Origin of the sequence: Burkholderia arboris (assembly GCF_902499125.1) — a bacterium.
GTDB lineage: Bacteria > Pseudomonadota > Gammaproteobacteria > Burkholderiales > Burkholderiaceae > Burkholderia > Burkholderia arboris.
Genome location: NZ_CABVPX010000024.1, coordinates 102,377 through 120,985, shown reverse-complemented (window position 1 = coordinate 120,985; position 18,609 = coordinate 102,377). Strand labels below are relative to the sequence as shown.

Sequence of the window (18,609 nt, the reverse complement as noted above, 5' to 3'; positions counted from 1 at the left end):
TCCGCATGACCACCCTGATTCAAGACCCGCTAGCGTCGCTGCTCGCGCGCCTGTTCGACGAAGCCGAGGCGTCGTCTCCCGCGACGAGCCCGGCCTTCGCCGACGTGTCGCGCGACGAGCAAGCGCGGCTGATGCGCAGCAAGACGGATTACATCGATCTGTATGCGCGCCTGAAGGATTTTCCGCTTCCCGTGTCGCGCGAGACGGGCACGCTGCTGTACATGCTCGCGCGCAGCGGCGGCGCGCGGGCGATCGTAGAATTCGGCACGTCGTTCGGCATTTCGACGCTGCATCTCGCGGCCGCGTTGCGCGACAACGGCGGCGGGCGGCTGATCACGAGCGAGTTCGAGCCGTCGAAGGTCGTGCGCGCGCGGGCGAACCTGACTGCGGGCGGGCTTGCCGATCTCGTGGAGCTTCGCGAAGGCGATGCGCTGCGCACGCTGGCCGTCGATCTTCCGGATTCGGTCGATCTGTTGCTGCTCGACGGCGCGAAGGCGCTGTATCCGGAGATTCTGGCGCTGGTCGAACCGCACCTCAGGGCGGGGGCGTTCGTTGCGGCCGACAACGCGGAATACAGCCCCGACTACCTCGCTTACGTGCGCGCACCGGAAAACGGCTATCTGTCGGTGCCGTTCGGCGGCGACGTCGAGTTGTCGATGCGGATACGCTGAGCAGGCGGAACGAAGGTGCCGACGATTTCACGCTTCCACGCCTTAAAGGCAGGATAACTGATCAAATGGAGGCGTGATGAAGCGCGCCGGGATGGTACCCAGTGCGTGTGAAGCCGCCCACATCACTTCAGGAACACGTATCGCGCGAAGTACGGAAAGCGGCCGACCGCATGCTCGGTCGTGCACGTCGCGGCCGGCGGCGTGCCGCCCGCCGTGTCGAGCCGCTGCACGAAGCGCACGCCGGCGAGCGTGCCCGTGGCGGCTGGCGTTGCGGCAAGCAGCAGTTGCGGAATGCTGGCCGGGCGCGTGCTCGGCGCTTCCGCGAGTTTCTTGCCGGTAATGCGGCTGCCGTCGAGCGCTTCCCACGACGGCCCCGCGCCGTGCCGCACGACGAGCGTGCCGTTGGCATCGAACAGCAGCGCCTCCGGGTGCTGGAAGGCCCACGCGAGCCGGTGTTCGGCGTCGTATTCGCACGTGTAGACCTGCACGCCGCTCGCGGCGGTCGCCAGTACCGGCGTGGCCGGCGCTGGCGGCGTCAGGCCGGCAGCCTCGTCGGCCCGCGCAGGCGCGCTGAATGCCGCCAGGGAAAGACCGGCCGCAAGGGCCAGCAGCATGTTGCGTGTCGGGGAGCGGCGTGGCATGGCGGGGCGTCCTTTCAGGTCGGGTGACGGTCGTGCTCGTGCGGAGTCGATCCCGTCAACGTTAGACGCCGATTGCGCGGGCTGCAATTCGGAAATGACAATCGCGGCGATAGCGGCCGCGATTGTCGGGGGGCGGATGCGCGATCAGCGGATCGCGACCGGGTTGATGTTGACCTGTGTGGAGCCGACGTACAGCGGCTGGCCGAGCACGAACAGGAATTCCCACGCCTTGTCGCGCACCAGCGCGCGGCTGTCGATCAGCTCCAGGTTGTAGATGCCGCGCTTCGCGAGCATGTACTGGTTGATCGGGAACTCGTCCTGCGTGTGCGGATTCGGATAGACCTCCGACGCCCACGTGTCGCCGCCGAACGCGACGATTCCCTGGTCGGCCAGCCACTGCGCGGCTTCCATGCCGATGCCGGGCTCGACTTCGAGGAACCGCTTGTTGTCCTTGCCGATCAGCTCCAGCCAGCCGGTGTTGAACAGCACGACGTCGCCTTTGCGCAGCGTCAGCCCCTGCTTCTTCAGCACGGCCTGGATGTCGGCGACCGTGAACTCGGTGCCGCCCGGCACGATCGGCTTGCCGTAGTAGGCGGTCATGTCGAGCACGACGCCGCGCGTGACGATCGGCGGCACCTTCTCGACGCCGAGCTTCTTCACGCCGTCGACGGTCACGAAATCGGCCGCCTTGTTGCCGTTGTAGTACACGTTGTCGATGCCGATGTGACCGATGCCGTTGAGCTGCGTGCCGACGCCGGTCCACGCGTTGACGAGTTCGTCGTTGAACGTGAACTTGTTCGGGCCGAGGCTCTTGCCGGCCTGCTGGCCGACCTGCACGTTGTACAGGCGGAAGCTGCGGTGGCGGAATGCCGGCAGGTTCTTGTCCACCGGCACGGCCAGCGGATATGTCTTGCCGGCCTTCACGAGGCCGACGGCCTGCTTGATGACGTCGGGCGTCAGCAGGTTGGCCGCGCCGATTTCGTCGTTCGCGCCATAGACGGACGGATACCAGTCGGCCGCCGCTGCGGACGGGGCGGCGTGGGCCGCCTGTGCGGCCGCGAACGGCAGGATCGCGGCGAGCGCGAGCCGGGCGAGTGTTGCTTTCATGCTGGACTCCAGTGATCCGTTCAGGCCGCGGCTTGCGCGAGCGTCGGATAGTCGGTCAGGCCCTGGGCGCCGCCGCCGAACAGCGTGTTGCGGTCATGCGGCGTGAGCGTGGCGCCGGTGCGCAGGCGCTCGGGCAGGTCGGGATTCGCGACGAACGGGCGGCCGAAGGCGACGAGGTCGGCCCAGCCGGCGGCGATCGCTTCGCGCGCGCGCTCGGCGGTGTACGCGCCGGCATAGATCAGCACGCCCGGGTACGCGGCGCGCAGTTGCTGCTTGAAGGCGACCGGCATCAGCGGTGCGTCGTCCCAGTCGGCTTCCGCGATGTGCAGGTAGCCGACGCCGAGTTCGCCGAGCAGCTTCGCGGCGGCGAGATAGGTCGTTTCCGGATCGTCGTCGACGCAGCCGTTCAGCGTGGTCAGCGGCGCGAGGCGGATGCCGACGCGCGATGCGTCGCCGGTGCCGTCGATCAGCGCCTGCGTGACTTCGCGCAGGAAGCGCAGCCGGTTCTCCAGCGAGCCGCCGTATGCGTCGGTGCGCGTGTTTGCGTTCGAATCGATGAACTGGTTCACGAGGTAACCATTCGCGCCGTGCAGTTCGACGCCGTCGAAGCCGGCTTCGATCGCATGGCGTGCGGCGGCGCGGTATTGATCGACGATCTCGCGGATCTCGTCGACGGACAGTGCGCGCGGCTCGGACGCCTGCACGAAGCCCGGCGTGCTGCCGTCTTCACCGGCGACGAACACGTTCACGCCCTTCGCCTGGATCGGCGACGACGATACGGGCTGCGCGCCGCCGAGCAGGCTCGTGTGGCTCAACCGGCCGACGTGCCACAGCTGCGCGAAGATCCGGCCGTGCGCGGCATGCACGGCGTCCGTCACCTTGCGCCAGCCGGCGACCTGCGCCGGCGTGTGAATGCCGGGCGTCCATGCGTAGCCCTTGCCGAGCGGCGCGATGTAGGTGCCTTCGCTGACGATCAGGCCCGCACTCGCGCGCTGCGCGTAATACGCGGCCATCAGTTCGTTGGCTTCGTCGCCGGGCTGGCTGGCGCGCGAACGCGTCATCGGCGGCATCACGATGCGGTTCGGCAGCGTCAGCGCGCCGAGTCGCAACGGTTGAAAAAGCGGGTCCTGGGTCATGGTGGTGTCCTGTCGGTGCCGCGGCCGGCTGGCCGCGGACGGGTCGATTGAGGGGGCAGGGCTAGCGCAAGCCCGCTGTTCGCGGGAACAGGCCCTAGTCCCACTTCGGCGCGAGGCCGGCCGGGTCGACTTCGCGGCCATTGCGCTCGAGCGCGGCGATTTGCGCCATGTCTTCGTCGGTCAGGCGCAGCGTCTGTGCGAGCAGGTTGCTTGCAAGGTTTTCGCGCTTCGTCGACGACGGGATCACCGAGTAGCCGAGCTGCAGCGCCCAGGCGAGTGCGACTTGCGCGGGCGTCGCGTTGTGACGCTGCGCGATCGCGCCGATCACCGGGTCGCCGAGCACCTTGCCGTACGCGAGCGTCATGTACGACGTCACGTGGATGCCTTCGTGGTTCAGGAACTCGACGAGCTTGCGGTTCTGCAGGTACGGGCTCAGTTCGATCTGGTTCGTCGCGATCGCATCCTTGCCGACGGCCGCAATCGCTTCCTTCGTCAGTTCGATGTTGAAGTTCGAGATGCCGATCTGGCGCGTGAGGCCCTTCGCTTTCGCTTCGGCGAGTGCGGTCATGAATGCCTGGATCGACACGCCGTTGCCCGGGGCCGGCCAGTGGATCAGCGTCAGGTCGACGGTGTCGGTACGCAGCTTGCGCAGGCTTTCTTCGAGGCTCGCGACCAGCTTTTCCGGTGCGTAGTTGTCGACCCAGATCTTCGTGGTCAGGAACAGGTCTTCACGACGCACGCCCGATGCGGCGATCGCTTCGCCGACTTCGGCTTCGTTGCCGTAGATCTGCGCGGTGTCGATCGCGCGGTAGCCGGCTTCGAGGCCGTTGCGGACCGAGTCGATGACAACCTGGCCTTGCAGGCGGAAAGTACCGAGGCCGAATGCGGGGATCTTGCTCATCTTGTGCTCCTGGGAGGGGGAACGGTTGCGGTATGGGAGTCATTCTGGCGCTTGAGACTGATGAAATAAACGCCTTTAGAGGTCAATAATATTTGATTTAAAATCAAATATTGATCGTGCCGCGGGCCTGCCGAAGACCGTCGCCGGCCTTATGCGGCGCGCGTTTGCGCGTTCGTCTTCGGATGGAATGCGGGCAGCACGTCCGATGCGATCTCGGCCATCGTCTCGTCGAGCGGGCGGCGGTTGCGGCGCAAATGCAGGCCGATGTGCTGCACGCCCGCGTCGCGCATCGCCGCGAGTTCTTCCGTCAGCGCGAGGCGGCCCGCGCGGGCGCCGAAGCGGTGCCGCTGCAGCGGCTCGTGCGGATCTTCCGCGAGGTCGAGGTGGATGAAGCTCACGTACGGCTTGCCGCCGGCCACCGCGCGCCAGTTCGCGGCGCGCTGCGCCTGGTCGGCCGGCGTCCCCGGATACGCGAGGCAGCCGTCCATGTGTTCGCCGATCCACGCGGGCGTCTGCTGGGCGAGACCCGCGACGAGCAGCGGCACCGGCGAACGGGCGGCCGGCAGCACGTCGAGGCCGGGCGGCAGGTGTCCGCGCGCGCCGTCGCGCAGCAGCGCGATCTGGTCGCGGAAATTCGCGCCGCGCGATGCGAAGTCGCGGCCGAACAGCGGATATTCGACCGGCCGGTCGCCGCTCGCGACGCCGAGCATCAGGCGCCCGCCGCTCAGTTCCTGGATCGTCGCGGCCGATTTCAGCGTCAGCAGCGGCTCGCGCAGCGGCAGCACGACGGCGGCCGTACCGAGCAGGATGTCGTGCGTGATGCCGGCGAGGTAGCCGAGATACGAGAACGTTTCGAACACTTGCGCGGCGTCGCCGAACGACGGGTCGTACACGGGCACGTCGCGTACCCAGAGTGCGCGGAAGCCGAGCGTGTCGGCCAGTTGCGCAAGCTCCGCGTGGATCTCCAGGTCGGGCACGCCGGGGCGGCGGCCCTGATGCTGGCGCTTCGCGTCGCCGGCCGGCGACCAGTCGTTGTCGAGCGGCAGTTCGATGCCGACGCTGAAGCCGCCGTCGGCGAGTTTGTCGAGTGAAGTGGGCATGTCGGGCTCCGTTCAGACCGCGCGCAGGCTGCCTTCGAGGCGATGGAAATCGAGCGACGACGCGGTGAAGAACGTGCGCGACGTGCCGGCGGCGAAATCGTCGATGTGCACGACCGTCGCGCGGTCGGCTTCCTGCCACGAGATCGCGTAGGTCTCGCCGGCGATGCGCTGCCACGTGTATTCGACTTCACCCTGCGCGCCCGTGTACGGGCCTGCGGTGATCTCGTAGCGCATGTGGAGGCCGTCCTCGTCGTACGCGTTGAGTGCGGTGAGGCCGTCGTAACGGACTTCGAAAGTCTTGCCGGCGAACGGCGGACGTTGGGTCGATGCGTTCATGCGGATGAGCTCCTGCAAAAAAGTGACGTTCAATGAGCGAGTTCGACGGGTTCGGCCGTGCGTTCCGGCAGCCCGTGGCGGCGGTCGAGACGGCCGCCCAGTGCGGTGAGCGCGAACGCGCCCAGCGTGACGACGGCAGCGATCCAGGGCGTGTGGCCGAGGCCGACGTTCGCGACGATCAGGCCGCCGAGCGACGAGCCGCCGGCCACGCCGAGGTTGAAGGCGGCGATGTTGAAGCCCGAGGCGACGTCGGTGGCGTCCGGCGCGAAGTGGCGCGCCTGCTTGACGACGTACACCTGCAGCCCCGGCACGTTGCCGAACGCAACCGCGCCCCACGCGAGCATCGTCAGCACCGCGAGCCATTTCACGTGGATCGTGAAGGTCAGCGCGAGCAGCACGATCGCGAGCAGCAGGAAGATCCGCTTGAGCGCCTTCACCGGGCCGACGGCGTCCGCGAGCTTGCCGCCCCACACGTTGCCGAACGCGACCGACACGCCGTAGCCGACGAGCACGAGGCTGACCTGCGACGGCGTGAAGCCGGCGATCTGTTCGAGCAGCGGCGCCATGTACGTGAACGCGATCAGCGAACCGCCGTAGCCGACGGCCGTCATCGCGAACACGAGCAGCAGGCGCGGCTGGGCGAGTACGCGCAGCTGGCGGGCGAGCGGCGCCGGCGGCGTCTGCGGCAGCCCGCGCGGCACGAAGGCGACTGCGCCGAGGAACGCGACGAGGCCGAACAGCGCGACGATCAGGAACGTCGCGCGCCAGCCGAAGTGCTGGCCGATGAAGGTGCCGAGCGGAATGCCGGCGACGAACGCGACGGTCATCCCGCTGAACATCGTCGCGATCGCGCTGGCGGCCTTGTCCTTCGGCACGAGCGTCGTCGCGATGATCGAGCCGACCGAGAAGAACACGCCGTGCGCGAGGCCGGTGAGGACGCGCGCGACGATCAGCGATTCGTAGCCCGGCGCCTGCCAGGCGACGAGGTTGCCGACGGTGAAGAGCGCCATCAGCCCGGCGAGCAGCGTCTTGCGCGGCACGCGGCCGGTGAGCGCGGTGAGCAGCGGCGCACCGATGGCGACGCTCAGCGCATAGAGGCTGACGAGCAGGCCGGCCGACGGCAGGCTGACGCCGAGATCGGCGCCGATCGTCGGGATCAGCCCGACGATCACGAATTCGGTCGTGCCGATGGCAAAGGCGCTGATGGTCAGCGCAAGCAGGGCGAGTGGCATGATGGGATCCAGGTTCCAGTAAGGATGGATCGCAGTGTGCCGACTTTACTTTTGCGGAAAAACTGGTCTATAAACCAAATTGTTTTGATTTCAAGTCAACAATGAAGATCACGCTCGACGAACTCCAGGCCTTTGCCGCCGTGGTCGACACCGGTTCGATTACCGCTGCCGCCCAGCAGCTCGACCTCACCGTGTCGGCGACGAGCCGCACGCTCGCGCGGCTCGAGGAGAAGCTGAAGACCACGCTGCTGCGCCGGACCACGCGCCGGCTCGAACTGACCGAGGAGGGGCGTGCGTTCCTGCAGGATGCGCGCGCGATCATCGAATCGGTCGAGAACGCGGAAGAACAGATGCTCGCGCGGCGCGAGATGCCGTCGGGGCGCCTGCGCGTCGACGCCGCGACGCCGTTCATGCTGCACGTGATCGTGCCGCTCGTGCGCGGCTATCGCGAACGCTTTCCGAAGGTCGAGCTGGAACTGAACAGCAACGAGGGCATCATCGACCTGCTGGAGCGGCGCACCGACGTCGCGATCCGGATCGGCCGGTTGAAGGATTCGACGCTGCACAGCCGGCGTATCGGCAACAGCCGGCTGCGCATCCTCGCGAGCCCCGCGTATCTCGACGCGCACGGCCAGCCGCGCAAGGCCGAGGATCTCGACAAGCACACGCTGCTCGGCTTCACGCAGCCCGAATCGCTGAACGTGTGGCCGATCCTCGGCACCGACGGCGAAGCGTGCCGCATCGGGCCGGACGTCTGTTCGTCGAGCGGCGAGACGCTGCGGCAGCTCGCGCTGGAGGGCGCGGGCGTCGTCTGCCTGTCGGATTTCATGACCGCGCAGGATCGCGAAGCGGGCCGGCTCGTGCAGGTGCTCGCGCGCCAGACGCTCGAGGTCGAGCAGCCGATCCATGCGGTGTACTACCGCAATACCGCGATCTCGTCGCGGATCGCGTCGTTCGTCGACTACATGATCGAGGTGCTGGGCGGCAGCAGCAGCGATGCGCCGGCGCGGCGCAAGGCCGCGTGGCTGGAGCCGCTGTAGCAGCGGGCTCGCCGGGAAGACGGGGCGGGCGCCGCCCCGGGTGATCGGGCGTGCCGCGCGGGCGGCACGCCGTCGTGCAGCAGCCGTTACGCCTCTTCCGCCCAGGACATCCCGTCGCGCGCGAGCAGCGCCGACGATGCCGCGGGCCCGAACGTGCCGGCCGTGTACAGCCGCGGCCGGTCGCCGAGCTGCTTCCAGCCGTCGAGGATCGGCTCGACCCACGACCATGCGGCTTCGAGCTCGTCGCGGCGCATGAAGTGCGTGAGGCGGCCGCGGATCACGTCGATCAGCAGCCGTTCGTACGCTTCCGCGCGCCGCTCCGGAATCGCCTGCTGCAGGTCGAGGTTCAGGTTGACCGGCACCATGTTCATCCCGCTGCCCGGTTCCTTCGCGAGCATCTGCAGCTGGATCGACTCTTCCGGCTGGAGCTGGATCACGAGGCGGTTGCTGTAGTGGCGCGGGCCGGTCGGGATGATCGAGAACGGCATGTCCGCGAACTCGATCACGATTTCCGACTGCCGGCGCTGCAGCCGCTTGCCCGTGCGCAGGAAGAACGGCACGTTCGCCCAGCGCCAGTTGTTGATGTGCGCGCGCAGCGCGACGAAGGTTTCCGCGCGGCTGTCGGCCGGCACGTTGTCTTCCTCGAGATAGCCTTTCACCGGCTGGCCGTCGACCGCGCCGGCCGTGTACTGGCCGCGCACGGTGTCGCGCGCGACGTCGGACAGCGACATCGGGCGCAGCGAGCGCAGCACCTTCAGCTTCTCGTCGCGCACCGCGTCCGGGTCGAGCGACACGGGCGGCTCCATCGCGACGATGCACAGCAGCTGCAGCAGGTGGTTCTGCACCATGTCGCGCAGCGCGCCCGTATGGTCGTAGAAGCCCGCGCGGCTGCCGACGCCCACCGTTTCCGCCACCGTGATCTGCACGCTGCGGATGCTCGGCGCCTGCCACAGCGGCCCGAAGATCGGGTTGCCGAAGCGCAGGACCATCAGGTTCTGCACGGTTTCCTTGCCGAGGTAGTGGTCGATCCGATAGATCTGCGATTCCTCGAAGTGCTTGCCGACCGCATTGTTGATCGCCTTCGCGGACGCGAGATCGTGGCCCAGCGGCTTTTCGAGGACGACGCGCGAGCGCGCGTCGACGAGGTGCGCGGCCGACAGGTTGTCGCAGATCGTCGTAAACAGCTCCGGCGACGTCGACAGGTAGAACACGCGGATCGCATCGCCGCGCGCCGCTTCGGCGAGCCGCAGGTAGTCTTCCGGCGCATTCACGTCGATCAGCACGTACTTGAAGAGATCGAGGAAGCGGCTCCACGCATCGGCGTCGAACGCCTTCTCGTCGATGAACGGGCGCGACTGCTCTTCCATGAACGTGCGATAGCCGTCGATGCCCCAGTCGCGGCGGCCGACGGCGATGATGCGCGTCTCGGACGGAAGGTTGCAGTGCAGGTGCGCCATGTACAGCGCGGGCAACAGCTTGCGGGCGGCCAGGTCGCCGCCGCCGCCGAAAATGATCATGTCGACGGGCCGGTCGGCCGCGGTCTGGGTAGGCTGATTCGTCATGGGAGGTTCGCGGTTTGAAACGGTGAACGTGAAACGAACGTCGAGGGCATCGGGCCAGGTTGCGCCGCCGCCGGTACGGCAAAACCCTAATAGTGCACCGTTTTGATGGATTGCGTATGCGTTCGGCCAGATGTAACAGCGCTTGCCTTTCACATGATCGCCTGATTATGATTGAGCGCTCACTCATTAAAGGAATCGAACGTGGCCCGACCGCGCAGTCCCGACAAGCACGATGCCATCCTCGCCGCCGCCGCCCGCGCGCTCGCGGAGGACGGCGCGACTGCGACGACCGCACGCATCGCCCGGCTCGCCGGCGTGGCGGAAGGCACGGTGTTCACGTACTTCGAGACCAAGGATGCGTTGCTGAACGCGCTGTATCTCAGCCTGAAGGCCGACATGCGCGAAGCGATGATGGCCGGGTTTCCGGAACACGCGCCGGTCGAGCAGGCCGTGCGGCATGCGTGGAACGGCTATGTGTCGTGGGGCGCCGCGAATCCGGACGGGCGGCGCGCGCTGCAGCAGCTCGGCGTGAGCGGGCGTATCGACGATGCGCATCGCGCGGCCGGCGCCGAAGGCTTCAGCGGGATCAGCACGCTGCTGCGCGAGCAGGTCGCCGCGACGGGCGCGCTGGACCGCGACGACGCGCATGCGTTCTGCTCGGCATTGTTCATGTCGATCGCGGAAACGGCGATGGAGTCGATCGCGCGCGATCCGGCGCGGGCCGATGCGTACCGGGAAGCCGGGTTTCGCGCGTTGTGGGCCGTGTTGCACGCGGTGTGAGTCAAGGATTGCCGTCGTGGCGGCGCGTGCGGTTGCGCGCGTCGCGACAGTGGCCGGCAGCGGGTGTCAGGCAGGGCGATGCAGGTCATGAACGACCGAATCGTCGTCCATATTAATGAGTGAGTAATCATTCATTTTTGTGATTTCACCATGATCAAGGAGTGGAAAATGTCGAAAGTCTGGTTGGTAACGGGGGCCGCGCGCGGCCTGGGGCGAGCGATTTCGGAAGCGGTGCTGGCGGCAGGCGACCGGCTGGTGGCCGGTGCACGCGATCCCGCACGGCTGGCCGATCTGGCCGAGCGGTACGGCGACCGGCTGCTGCCGGTCGCGCTCGACGTCACCGACGAAGCGGCGGCCGCGCAGGCCGTCGCGGCGGCACATGCGGCGTTCGGCCGTATCGACGTGCTGGTGAACAACGCGGGATACGGCCACACGGCGCCGTTCGAGCAGATGGGCACCAGCGATTTTCGCGATCAGATCGAAACGAACCTGTTCGGCGTGATCAACCTCACGCGTGCGGTGCTGCCGACGCTGCGCGCGCAGCGCGCGGGACACATCTTCCAGGTGTCGTCGGTCGGCGGCCGCACGTCGACGGCCGGGCTGTCCGCGTATCAGGCCGCGAAGTGGGCGGTCGGCGGGTTCAGCGACGTGCTCGCGAAGGAAGTCGCGCCGTTCGGCGTGCGCGTGTGCACGCTCGAGCCGGGCGGGATGCGCACCGAATGGGCCGCGCAGGCGAAGCGCGGCGTCGACGACTTGCTGCCCGACTATCAGCCGTCGGTCGGGAAGATTCTCGACCTGCTCGGTGCGTATGGCGGCCACGAGATCGGCGATCCCGCGCGGATTGCGGCGCTGATCGTCGACTTGTCACGCCGCGACGACGTGCCGATGCGCTTGCTGCTCGGCGGCGATGCACTGTTCGTCTGCGAGCAGGCGGAACAGCAGCGCGCGGAAGAAGCGGCGCGGTGGCGCGATGCGACGCTGTCGACGCAGTTTCCGGATGCGAAGCTGCCGGGCGGGCTGGATGCGCTGAAGGACATCGGGTAAGCGTGGCAGCCCGGATCGCACGGAAGGCCGGCGCGGCGATGTGCGCCGGCCTTCCGTCCCGATGGCGTCACGGTTTCCGCTGCCGGGCGCTCAGCGGCCCAGCGCGTAAAACTCGGCGTTGGGCCGCATGTTCGTCACGTTCGCGATGCGGTTGGACATCCCGAAGAACGCCGAGATTGCCGTAATGTCCCAGATGTCTTCTTCGGCGAAGCCGTGCGACTTCAGCGTGTCGAAGTCCGTCTCGCCCACCTGGTGCGCGGCCTGCGAAACCTTCATCGCGAAGTCCAGCATCGCCTTCTGCCGCGCGGTGATGTCGGCCTTGCGGTAGTTGGCGGCGACCTGGTCGGCGATCAGCGGATCCTTCGCGCGAATGCGCAGGATCGCCCCGTGCGCGATCACGCAGTACTGGCACTGGTTCACGCTGCTGGTGGCCACGACGATCATTTCGCGCTCGGCCTTGCTGAGATTGCCCGGCTTGTCCATCAGCGCGTCGTGGTACGCCATGAAGGCGCGGAACTCGTCCGGGCGATGCGCGAGGGTGAGGAACACGTTCGGGATGAAGCCCGACTTTTCCTGGACGGCCGCGATGCGTTCGCGAATGTCGTCGGGCAGGTCTTCGAGGGCCGGCACCGGGAAGCGGCTGACGGGTGCGTTGTCCGAAACAGTCATGAGGTCTCCTGAGAAAGTGACATGGCCGCCGTGGCGGGCGTCACGCGTTGACGTCGACGACGATGCGGCCGCGCACCTTGCCGTCGATCAGTTCCGCTGCCAGCGGGATGGCATCGGCCAGGCCGACCTGACGGCCGATGGCGCCCAGCTTTTCGACATCGAGATCGGATGCGAGCCGGCGCCATGCGTCCAGGCGGTCGGCGCGCGGGCACATCACGCTGTCGATGCCGACGAGCGTGACGCCGCGCAGGATGAAAGGTGCGACGGTGGCGGGGAAGTCCATGCCGGCGGCGAGGCCGCAGGCCGTCACCACACCGCGATAGCGCGTGGTCGCGCACACGTTGGCGAGCACATGGCCGCCCGCGACGTCGACCGCGCCGGCCCAGCGTTCCTTGCCGAGCGGCTTGCCGGGCGCGCTGAATTGCGCGCGATCGAGGATCTCCGCCGCACCGAGCTGCCGCAGGTAGTCGGCATCGGCCGGGCGGCCCGTCACGGCGGCGACGCGATAGCCGAGCCGCGCGAGGATCGCGATGGCGACGCTGCCGACACCGCCAGCCGCGCCGGTCACGACGATCTCGCCGTCGTCCGGGCGCACGCCATGCCGTTCCAGCGCCATCACGCACAGCATCGCGGTGTAGCCGGCCGTGCCGATGGCCATCGCCTGCTGCGGCGAAAAGGCAGACGGCAGCGGCACCAGCCAGTCGCCGTCGACACGCGCCTTCTGCGCGAGGCCGCCCCAGTGCGTTTCGCCGACGCCCCAGCCGTTGAGCACGACGCGGTCGCCGGGGCGGTAGTCCGGGTGCGTGCTGTGTTCGACTTCGCCGACCAGATCGATGCCCGGCACCATCGGGAACTTGCGCACCACCGGGATCCTGCCGGTGATCGCGAGCCCGTCCTTGTAGTTCAGCGTCGAATAGCCGACACGGATCGTCACGTTGCCGGCAGGCAACTGCGCGTCGTCCAGCGTCTGCAGCCGCGCGTGCTGGCCGGTTTCGTCCTTGTCGATCACGATGCCCTGGAACATCCGTCCTCCTTTTTAGACCGATCGTCTAGTCAATGGTAAAAAAACTCAGCGGCGAGGCAATCCATTGAAGAAAAACTGCGCGAACAGCGCGAGCGGCATGTCGTTGCGTTCGAGCTTCGCGCGCAGCACCGCGCCTTCCCAGCCGATCCAGAAGAACGCGGCCAGCGCGGCAGGGTCGGCCGATTCGGCCAGTTCGCCTGCCTGCTGCGCGGCGGCCAGGCATTCGGCCAGGCGGCGCTGCCAGTCTTCGAACGTGGCGCGCAGACGCGCGCGGAAACTTTCGGGCAGCGTGCCCATTTCCTGCCCGAGATTGCCGATCAGGCAGCCGCGGCTGTACGCGTAGCGGGCCATGGCGTCGCGGGCATCGTCGACGAAGGCACGCACGCGCGCCAGCGGCGCGTGCCCGGCCTGGCTGAAATGGCGGTCCAGCTTGCGGGCGAAGAACTCCGCGTAGCGGTCGATCAGCGCCAGGCCGAACGCTTCCTTGCTGTCGAAGTAGTGATAGAAGGAGCCCTTGGGCACGCCGGCGCGCCCGAGGATCTCGTCGAGCCCGGTGGCCGAAAAGCCTTTTTCGGTGAGGATCTCCAGCCCGGTGCGCAACAGCACGTCACGCGTGGCGACGAGATCGTCGTGCTGCTTGGGCGGCCTGCCGCGGCGACGCGGCGGATCGGTTCGAGTGTCCATGCGCGAATAATAGACCGTTCGTCTCAAAAATCAATGGCCGACATGCCGATCGCGTTGGGCGAGGTCGGTCCGGCAACTGTTGCCCGTATTAACCCTGATTAAAAAATCTTATCGCGGTGAAAAATTCCGCATCTTATTGAACCGATATCGGCTCGATATAGTGGCTCGCTTTCCCGCACGCGCCTTCGGCGTGCGCAGACAAACGGCAGGAGCCCCTTGATGACCACCGATACCCGATTCACCGAAGTCGAGGATCTGATGCCCGCCGCCGGCGGGCTGCGCGAGATCCGTCACCACATCCACCACCATCCCGAGCTGGCGTACGAAGAGCACGACACGGCCGCGCTCGTCGCGGACAAGCTCGAGCAATGGGGCTGGCAGGTGACGCGCGGGGTCGGCAAGACGGGCGTCGTCGGCACGCTGCGCGTGGGCGACGGCACGCGCAGTATCGGCATTCGCGCCGACATGGATGCGCTGCCGATCGTCGAGGCGACCGGCCTGCCGTATGCGAGCGGCACGCACGGCAAGATGCACGCGTGCGGCCACGACGGCCATACGACGATGCTGCTCGGCGCCGCGCAGCATCTCGCGAAAACGCGCCACTTCTCGGGCACCGTGCACCTGTATTTCCAGCCGGCGGAAGAGCACGGCGTCGACAGCGGCGCGAAGAAGATGATCGACGACGGCCTGTTCGAACGCTTCCCGTGCGACGCCGTGTTCGGCATGCACAACCATCCGGGCGCGGCGCCCGGCGTGTTCCTCACGCGGCGCGGCCCGTTCATGTCGGCCGGCGACAAGGCGATCATCACGATCGAAGGCGTCGGCGGCCATGCGGCGCGGCCGCATTTGACGGTCGACCCGGTCGTCGTCGCGGCGAGCATCGTGATGGCGCTGCAGACGATCGTCGCGCGCAACGTCGATCCCTCGCAGCCGGCGGTCGTCACGGTCGGCTCGATGCACGCGGGCACCGCGAACAACGTGATTCCGAACGGCGCGCGCCTCGAGCTGAGCGTGCGTTCGTTCAGCCCGGACGTGCGCGCGCTGCTCAAGCGCCGCATTACCGAGCTGGCCGAAACGCAGGCCGCGAGCTACGGCGCGACCGCCAATGTCGAGTACATCGAAGGCTATCCGGTCGTCGTCAATACGGATGCCGAAACGGATTTCGCCGCGCAGGTCGCGCGCGAGCTCGTCGGCGATGCGCACGTGGTCGAGCAGACCGACCTGCTGATGGGCAGCGAGGATTTCGCATTCATGCTGCAGCAGCGGCCGGGCTCGTTCGTGCGGCTCGGCAACGGCGAAGGCGAGGACGGCTGCATGGTGCACAACCCGAAATACGACTTCAACGATCGCAACCTGCCGATCGGCGCGGCGTTCTGGACGCGCCTCGTGGAGCGTTACCTCGGGCAGTGATCGTGGCGGTGGCGCGCGGCCGGCGCTTCCGGCCGCAATGAGAGGAGACGACAACGATGCAGAAAGACCATCTCGCGCTGCACCCCGCGTCGACGGGGGCCGCCGCAACCAGCGCGCCGGGCGCGCCTGCCGTCACGCGGCGCGGTGCGATCGCCGCGGCCGTGATCGGCAACTGGCTGGAGTTCTTCGATTTCACCGTGTACGGGTTCTTCGCGGTGCTGATCGGCAAGCTGTTCTTCCCGTCGAGCGACGCGACCACGTCGCTGCTGCTGTCGGTCGCGACGTTCGCCGCCGGCTTCTTCACGCGGCCGCTCGGCAGCGTCGTGCTCGGCGTCTATGCGGACCGCAAGGGACGCAAGGCCGCGCTGAACCTGACGATCATGCTGATGGCGCTCGGCACGGGCCTGATCGCGATCGCGCCGACCTATGCGCAGGTCGGCGTGGCCGCGCCGTTGCTCGTCGTGTTCGCGCGGCTGCTGCAGGGCTTCTCGCAGGGCGGCGAATTCGGCGCGGCGACGACGACGCTGCTCGAACAGGGCGGCACGTCGCGCCGCGCGTTCCGTGCCAGCTGGCAGCTCGCGACGCAGGGCGGCGCCGCGCTGATGGGCTCGGGCTTCGCGGCGCTGCTGTCGAACACCATGACGAAGGATGCGCTCGAAAGCTGGGGCTGGCGGCTGCCGTTCCTCGTCGGCGTGCTGATCGCGCCGGTCGGTATGTACCTGCGCCGCCGGCTCGCGGACGACGCGCCCGGCGAAAGCCATCACGGGATCGAGCGCGGCGTGCTGCACGAGCTGTTCTCGAAGCACGCGCGCACGGTGTTGCTGCTGATGCTCACGGTGATGGGCGGCACGGTGTCGACCTACATCCTGACGTTCTACATGCCGACCTACGCGATCCATACGCTCGGGCTGCCGATGAAGCTGTCGATGTTCGTCGGCGTCGCGTCGGGCTGCGTGATGCTGGTCACGTGCCCGCTGTTCGGCTGGCTGTCGGACACGCTCGGCAGCCGGCGCCTGCCGATCTTCGTCGGCCGCGGCGTGCTGGTCCTGCTGCTGTTCCCGGCGTTCTGGCTGATGAACCATCATCCGACGCTGTCGGTGATCCTGCCGCTGACCGCACTGATGCTGCTGTTCTATTCGCTCGGCTCGGCGTCGGAAATGGCGCTGATGTGCGAATCGCTGCCGCGCCACGTGCGGGCGACCGGCATCTCGATCGCGTATGCGCTCGCGGTGACGATCTTCGGCGGCACCGCGCAGCTGATCGCGACCTGGCTCGTGAAGACGACCGGCAGCAAGCTCGCGCCGGCCGGCTACGTGGCCGCGTGCGTGGTGCTGTCGCTGATCGCGGTCGCGATGCTGCGCGAGACGGCCCAGGAGTCGCTGGACTGACGCGTGATGCGGGCGGCGGGGCGCGCTCGTGCGCTTACCGCCCGCGCACCATCCTCAGGTATGACGCGAGCATCGTCGCGAGTTCCTGCGCGGCGGGCGTCAGCGGCACGGCCGCGCGTTGCAGCAGGCAAATGTCCTGCGATTCGGCCTGCTCGCGCACGGGCACCTTCGCGAGCGCGCCGGCGTACGGCCCGTGCCGCGTGATCGCTTCGGTTTCGAGCGCGAGGGAATCGGTCTGCGTGACGATCTGCAGCGTCTCGAACATCCCTTCGACGGTGGCGAGAATCTTCGGCGGCGGCTGGCCATGCGCATCGAAGTACGCGAGCAGCCGGTTGACGACCGGGTCGGCGCTCAGGTTCGGCGAGCGGGTGGACACCCATGCGTAACCGGCCAGCTCCGCGAGCGATTGCGCGTGCATTGCCGGATGCCCGTTGCGGCAGACGACCACCGGTGCCGACGCACGCAGCGGCGTGACCGTGAGATCGGTCGTGTCGGTCTGCTTCGCGACCAGCGCGATCGCGAAATCAACCGCGCTTTCGCGCAGCCAGCCGACCATCATCCGCGACGTGCCGGTGCGCAGGTGCACGTCGACCTTGTCGAAGCGCGCGCGAAACGCGGTCAGCACGGGCGCGAACGCATCGATCAGCGGTTCGGCCACGAGGCCGAGCGTGACGGTGCCTTCGTACGCGCCGCTCAACTGACGGATTTCCCGCTCGACCTGCTCGCATTCGCCGAGGATCGAACCGGAGCGCGCGAGCAGCCGCTGGCCGACGGCCGTCGGCACGATCCCGCGATTGGTGCGCGTGAACAGCGTCGCGCCGAGCGTCGCCTCGAGGCTCTGCAGCTGCTGCGTGACGCCGCTTTGCGCGAGATCGAGCGCGCGTGCGGCGGCGCGCAGGCTGCCGTGCTCGACGACGGCCTGGAAGATGCGGAGCTGGGACAGCGTGAACGCCATGGATGAGCGCGAAGCCGGTGATCGGAAATACCGATCATGATAAGGCAGTCGATGGTTCCGGCGGCGGCGCGTGCCGCCTACGATCGCAGGCAGTCCGGCTCATGCCGTTTGCCCTGCTTCCTGCCCTCCGTCGACCATGAAACGTTGCCTCGTCCCGCTGGTTTCCCTGTGCCTTGGCCTGGCGGCCACGTCCGCGTCTGCGCTCGACGCGCACGTGGTGCGCCTCGGCATCGATCCGACCTATCCGCCGATGGATGCGAAGGCGCCCGACGGCAGCCTGAAGGGCTTCGACGTCGATCTCGGCAACGAGATCTGCCGCCGCGCGCAGTTGCGCTGCCAGTGGGTCGAGCTCGAGTTCTCCGGGATGATCCCTGCGCTGCAGGCGCGCAAGATCGACGCGATCCTGTCGTCGATGGCGATCACGGAGAAGCGCGAGAAGCAGATCCTGTTCTCGTCGAAGCTGTTTCGCTTCAAGTCGCGGCTCGTCGCGCGGCCCGAGAGCCGGCTCGGCAGCACGACCGCGTCGCTGGCCGGCAAGCGCGTCGGCGTGCAGTCGGGCACGCAGTTCGAATCGTGGGCGCTCGCGCACTGGGCGCCGGCCGGCGTCAGCGTGGTGCCGTACAAGAGCCAGGACGACGTGTTCGCCGATCTCGTGAACGGCCGGCTCGACGCGGCGCTGCTCGGCACGGTGGAAGCCGACTACGGGTTCCTGCGCCAGCCGCGCGGCAAGGGCTTCGCATTCGTCGGCGCGCCGCTCGACATGGGCGATCGCGGCGTCGGCATCGGCATGCGGCAGTCGGATACGGCGCTGAAGGCGTCGATCGACGGCGCGATCGCATCGATGCTGAAGGACGGCACGTATGGCCGGATCGCGAAGCAGTACTTCGATTTCAATCCGTACGGCGACTGAGCGTCGTGCAGGCCGATTT

General features: G+C 67.8%; 19 protein-coding genes. 7 read left to right on the top strand and 12 right to left on the bottom strand.

What is annotated here, in order from left to right; genetic code table 11:
* Positions 1-5: 5 nt before the first annotated feature.
* On the top strand, positions 6-671 hold the full coding sequence (locus tag BLA15945_RS26180; RefSeq protein ID WP_174993757.1) for an O-methyltransferase: 666 nt from the start codon (positions 6-8) through the stop codon (positions 669-671).
* Positions 672-793: 122 nt separating this feature from the next.
* Here BLA15945_RS26180 and BLA15945_RS26175 read toward each other — a convergent pair whose 3' ends face one another.
* From BLA15945_RS26175 to BLA15945_RS26145, 7 genes are all read right to left on the bottom strand, one after another.
* Positions 794-1,312: a DUF3455 domain-containing protein gene (locus tag BLA15945_RS26175; protein WP_059238717.1), complete on the bottom strand. Its 519-nt coding sequence runs from the start codon at positions 1,310-1,312 to the stop codon at positions 794-796.
* A 144-nt stretch (positions 1,313-1,456) separates the two neighbouring features.
* Positions 1,457-2,419 (bottom strand): cyclase family protein, encoded by a 963-nt coding sequence (locus BLA15945_RS26170; RefSeq protein WP_059238719.1) that lies wholly within the window; start codon positions 2,417-2,419, stop codon positions 1,457-1,459.
* A gap of 20 nt (positions 2,420-2,439) precedes the next feature.
* Positions 2,440-3,555: an alkene reductase gene (locus BLA15945_RS26165; RefSeq protein WP_174993756.1), complete on the bottom strand. Its 1,116-nt coding sequence runs from the start codon at positions 3,553-3,555 to the stop codon at positions 2,440-2,442.
* 94 nt (positions 3,556-3,649) lie between these two features.
* The gene (gene dkgB / locus BLA15945_RS26160; RefSeq protein ID WP_174993755.1) at positions 3,650-4,456 is read right to left on the bottom strand and encodes a 2,5-didehydrogluconate reductase DkgB; all 807 of its coding nucleotides are present in this window, start codon (positions 4,454-4,456) and stop codon (positions 3,650-3,652) included.
* A 149-nt stretch (positions 4,457-4,605) separates the two neighbouring features.
* Positions 4,606-5,556, bottom strand: a complete 951-nt coding sequence (locus tag BLA15945_RS26155; protein ID WP_059238726.1) for an LLM class oxidoreductase — start codon at positions 5,554-5,556, stop codon at positions 4,606-4,608.
* A 12-nt stretch (positions 5,557-5,568) separates the two neighbouring features.
* Positions 5,569-5,892 (bottom strand): MoaF-related domain-containing protein, encoded by a 324-nt coding sequence (locus BLA15945_RS26150; RefSeq protein ID WP_174993754.1) that lies wholly within the window; start codon positions 5,890-5,892, stop codon positions 5,569-5,571.
* Positions 5,893-5,921: 29 nt separating this feature from the next.
* Positions 5,922-7,124, bottom strand: coding sequence for an MFS transporter (locus BLA15945_RS26145; protein WP_174993753.1), 1,203 nt, complete (start codon positions 7,122-7,124; stop codon positions 5,922-5,924).
* A gap of 101 nt (positions 7,125-7,225) precedes the next feature.
* Between BLA15945_RS26145 and BLA15945_RS26140 the strand changes: the two genes are divergently transcribed.
* Positions 7,226-8,164: a LysR family transcriptional regulator gene (locus BLA15945_RS26140; RefSeq protein WP_059238730.1), complete on the top strand. Its 939-nt coding sequence runs from the start codon at positions 7,226-7,228 to the stop codon at positions 8,162-8,164.
* A gap of 86 nt (positions 8,165-8,250) precedes the next feature.
* Here the strand turns inward: BLA15945_RS26140 and zwf are convergent, their stop codons facing one another.
* Positions 8,251-9,726, bottom strand: coding sequence for a glucose-6-phosphate dehydrogenase (gene zwf, locus BLA15945_RS26135; protein WP_174993752.1), 1,476 nt, complete (start codon positions 9,724-9,726; stop codon positions 8,251-8,253).
* Positions 9,727-9,927: 201 nt separating this feature from the next.
* Between zwf and BLA15945_RS26130 the strand changes: the two genes are divergently transcribed.
* Positions 9,928-10,506 carry a TetR/AcrR family transcriptional regulator gene (locus BLA15945_RS26130; RefSeq protein ID WP_174993751.1) on the top strand — a complete coding sequence of 193 codons (579 nt, stop codon included), beginning with the start codon at positions 9,928-9,930 and terminating at the stop codon, positions 10,504-10,506.
* Between the two features lie 168 nt (positions 10,507-10,674).
* Positions 10,675-11,550 (top strand): SDR family NAD(P)-dependent oxidoreductase, encoded by an 876-nt coding sequence (locus tag BLA15945_RS26125; RefSeq protein ID WP_174993750.1) that lies wholly within the window; start codon positions 10,675-10,677, stop codon positions 11,548-11,550.
* A gap of 90 nt (positions 11,551-11,640) precedes the next feature.
* On the opposite strand, the gene BLA15945_RS26120 is transcribed toward BLA15945_RS26125, so the two are convergent.
* The 3 genes from BLA15945_RS26120 to acuR are packed head-to-tail and all read right to left on the bottom strand — an operon-like array spanning position 11,641 to position 13,927.
* Positions 11,641-12,219: a peroxidase-related enzyme gene (locus tag BLA15945_RS26120; protein ID WP_174993749.1), complete on the bottom strand. Its 579-nt coding sequence runs from the start codon at positions 12,217-12,219 to the stop codon at positions 11,641-11,643.
* A gap of 40 nt (positions 12,220-12,259) precedes the next feature.
* Positions 12,260-13,243 carry an acrylyl-CoA reductase (NADPH) gene (gene acuI, locus BLA15945_RS26115; RefSeq protein ID WP_059238740.1) on the bottom strand — a complete coding sequence of 328 codons (984 nt, stop codon included), beginning with the start codon at positions 13,241-13,243 and terminating at the stop codon, positions 12,260-12,262.
* A gap of 45 nt (positions 13,244-13,288) precedes the next feature.
* Complete coding sequence (acuR, locus tag BLA15945_RS26110; protein ID WP_174993748.1) at positions 13,289-13,927, bottom strand: acrylate utilization transcriptional regulator AcuR; 639 nt, start codon at positions 13,925-13,927, stop codon at positions 13,289-13,291.
* 219 nt (positions 13,928-14,146) lie between these two features.
* Between acuR and BLA15945_RS26105 the strand changes: the two genes are divergently transcribed.
* A complete protein-coding gene (locus BLA15945_RS26105; RefSeq protein WP_059238744.1) occupies positions 14,147-15,337 on the top strand; it encodes a M20 aminoacylase family protein in 1,191 nt (396 codons plus the stop codon).
* 56 nt (positions 15,338-15,393) lie between these two features.
* On the top strand, positions 15,394-16,725 hold the full coding sequence (locus BLA15945_RS26100) for an MFS transporter (protein WP_174993747.1): 1,332 nt from the start codon (positions 15,394-15,396) through the stop codon (positions 16,723-16,725).
* Positions 16,726-16,759: 34 nt separating this feature from the next.
* On the opposite strand, the gene BLA15945_RS26095 is transcribed toward BLA15945_RS26100, so the two are convergent.
* Positions 16,760-17,680, bottom strand: coding sequence for a LysR family transcriptional regulator (locus BLA15945_RS26095; protein WP_059238747.1), 921 nt, complete (start codon positions 17,678-17,680; stop codon positions 16,760-16,762).
* A gap of 136 nt (positions 17,681-17,816) precedes the next feature.
* Here BLA15945_RS26095 and BLA15945_RS26090 point away from each other — a divergent pair, with 136 nt between their 5' ends.
* Entirely contained in the window at positions 17,817-18,590 is a 774-nt protein-coding gene (locus BLA15945_RS26090; protein ID WP_174993746.1) for a transporter substrate-binding domain-containing protein, read from the top strand.
* Positions 18,591-18,609 lie beyond the last annotated feature (19 nt).